We start from the raw sequence: 2,793 nt of genomic DNA, 5'->3' as shown, positions 1-2,793 counted from the left end.
TCAACAAAGATTTCAGGATCAGAAAATCCCAACCAGAAGTGAAAAAAATGAAAGACATCAACATGAAAACGATCGCTTTAGGAATTATTGGTATTTTTGTTTTTTTTGGCATTTTATGGATTGGCGCGATAGCCTATATCAACAACAGCCCGGGCCTCTATAAGTATTCTGTAGATATCGAAGGCCTGAATAATTATCAGCCGAGTCTGATCACCGATGTGATCGTTCCGCTTCCCGTACGGGACAATCAACAGGTATTCGCGGACGATGATCTTCAGTACCAGACATTTGGCAGCTGGACCGGTGCGGTTGCGGATTATTCCCGACCCACATAATTTTTTGATCAGGAATCATGAGGATGTCAGGATGATCTCAAAAAGGATGAAACTACTGGTTCTCGCAGGACTGATTATCCTCGGTGCCGGGATCATCTCGGCTTTCCTGACCGGTTTCAGAACCGATCCAACACCCCCGGAAGTCAGGGCAGGCTGGTATCTTCCAGGGCAGGATATTGTGTGGACTAATTCCGGATCCGGTATCAATCAGTCACGTAATGAGCACCTCATTCTTACAGGATGGCAAAATGGACCTGCACCTCAATTCCCGGATTTGTCACCATATTCCCGGTACGAAAATTATACTTCACAGAGTACAGGGCACAATTACCTGATTGCAGTCTGGTATTTTAATGATGATAACCGGTTCCTGGCATCGCAGAAGAACCTGAGGGATTTTCTTGAAGACTCAGGAAAGATCACGACTGTCGAATTGAATTTTACCGGTTTTGCGACAACAGAAAACCGATCCGGCCAAATGGTTCAGAATTCACAAGAGAAAAATCACGTGCCGGCTCATCTGATCACCACCGGGTATGAAAGTACAAACACTACGGGACTGTTTTTTGCAGTTGTTATGCCCGGGCTTAATGGAAATAACGAGCATTATATTGTCTATTACGGAACGACCGATCATACGGCCAATCCGGCAGATTCTGCATCAACACAATTCCTCAGGGAAATTATCGGGGAAACATACACCTATGACCGGGGATCGACAGCAGTACCGCTTTTTTCATAAATCCACATCAGGTTCACTATCAATAAACAGAAATTTGTTTTTTTAAATTGCTGGAAAAATGGCTCTGAAGAAATCCTATGTTCTCCGAAATAAACCCCTTTGGCAACCGCTGGTGATCGCGAAGGCTGATGACTCTTGCGTCAACGGGGAGTCCTCACCAGCCGATCCATCCGTTCAATGAATTTCCCGGCTTCCTCCACGGCCTGCCGGACTTCATGGATAGTCGGGCGGGCATCCAGGCTGTACTGATCATTTTGCCGGAGTCCCCGCATGTGATCGAATTGCAGGACCCATTCGTCTTCCAGCAATCCCTTCTCACAACAGGATTCGAGATATACGCCGATACAATAGTGGCTTTTTTCCCGGATACCGTCACGGAACAGAACTGCACGGGCTGCATGGAAGTAGCCCATATATGCTGCCATAAGTGCAGACCGGAGCGCGCCCGCATCGCAGTCGTACCCTGCCTCGGTCACCCACTCCCGTGCCTGTGCGAGCGACTGCATCGCCTTATCGTTCGATGGCTGGACCTTTCGCAGGAGACCGCGTTCGTAACATTCGTCAAGCCGTGCCAGGCAACTCACCTTCAAGCGTGATCGATTGTTTCATAAACGACCGGTAAAACGGTTCATCGTTATTTTTCATGCCGTCCATCTTCTCCCGGGTGAGGACCAGTACATGGACTTCCGCAGAAACTCTCCGGGCTACTTCCCGTTCAAGTTCCGCAACCATAATTCCTGATGGCAATGCCGGTGCATACACCCAGAGGTCGATATCGCTTTCTTCCGTGTTCGTCCCTTCTGCCCAGCTCCCGTACATTCCGATACCGGAAGCCCAGGCCGGTTTTTCGAGAACCGAAGTGATACGATCGATATTGAGAAGGCGTTTTACCGCAATGGTCAGCGGGGAAAATTTCAGCTGGTACGAGCGTTTGTCTTTCCCAAGCAGCCCTTCGCGTTCGAGCAGCGCAAGGTAGGGGGAGACAAGTCCTTTCGATAACCCGGTCTTTGATGCGATCTGCCGGACGGTGCAGGCCGGTACGTCCAGGGCGGCACGGAGGAGGGTGATGCGTTCCCTGGTCCGGAAGAGTGCCGGGAGATCATGCAGCTGTTCGTTCATAGATCCTGAACAATAGGTTCACAGTTCATGAACAAAATGTTTGCGATTTATGAACACTGACCCGGGTCAGGAACCCTGAGGGGATGTACAGTCCTCACCTCCCACACCCTCAATCCGGGCTCGTTACGGCCCCGGATTACCCCTCCGGAAGAGACATTTCCGGAATTATGTGCAAAAAGCACCCTATTTTGTACAAGTTTTTCCGGAAAACCATTTTAAGCAGGATTTACGCCAAACGGGGCATTTTCCATCGAGTTATAAAAACCTTTACAGACGCGTTTGGAAGGCCGATCTCCCCTTCAGCCGGATCAAGGCACCTGAAAATGAAAAAACCCCTGTTTTGGGCCTTCCGGGTACGGCCGCAGGATTGCTTACGTCGGATACCTATCAACAGTTCGTCGTTTGCCGACGTGAAACGATCATCCGGACCCCCTGTTTGTGAAAAACCTCCAGGTGGATCGTACTAAACAGGGGGTCGGCGGATCCGAATCCGGGTGCGTATGGGGCTCCGTTTGGACATTTCCGGGAATCGGGGCACGTATCGGGGCCGGATTGGGGGTGGTGTGGATCGCGAAAAAGGGGGTTCCGCGAGGTGGT

General features: G+C 50.2%; 4 protein-coding genes. 2 read left to right on the top strand and 2 right to left on the bottom strand.

Annotation, left to right across the window (positions count from 1 at the left end; genetic code table 11):
- Positions 1–335: hypothetical protein (locus WBL42_RS04820; RefSeq protein ID WP_424720131.1), on the top strand; the 335-nt coding region annotated here is incomplete at its 5' end.
- Positions 336–366: 31 nt separating this feature from the next.
- Positions 367–1,077: a hypothetical protein gene (locus tag WBL42_RS04815; protein WP_424720130.1), complete on the top strand. Its 711-nt coding sequence runs from the start codon at positions 367–369 to the stop codon at positions 1,075–1,077.
- A 140-nt stretch (positions 1,078–1,217) separates the two neighbouring features.
- On the opposite strand, the gene WBL42_RS04810 is transcribed toward WBL42_RS04815, so the two are convergent.
- A complete protein-coding gene (locus WBL42_RS04810) occupies positions 1,218–1,661 on the bottom strand; it encodes a HEPN domain-containing protein (RefSeq protein ID WP_424720132.1) in 444 nt (147 codons plus the stop codon).
- Entirely contained in the window at positions 1,639–2,196 is a 558-nt protein-coding gene (locus WBL42_RS04805) for a nucleotidyltransferase domain-containing protein (RefSeq protein WP_424720129.1), read from the bottom strand. Before WBL42_RS04805 ends, WBL42_RS04810 begins: the two co-directional genes overlap by 23 nt.
- Between the last annotated feature and the right edge of the window lie 597 nt (positions 2,197–2,793).

Source organism: Methanoregula sp. (assembly GCF_049686655.1).
Classification (GTDB): Archaea; Halobacteriota; Methanomicrobia; order Methanomicrobiales; family Methanospirillaceae; genus Methanoregula.
Note: the sequence above shows the minus strand (reverse complement) of the source record. Positions and strands in the feature narration are given on the sequence as shown.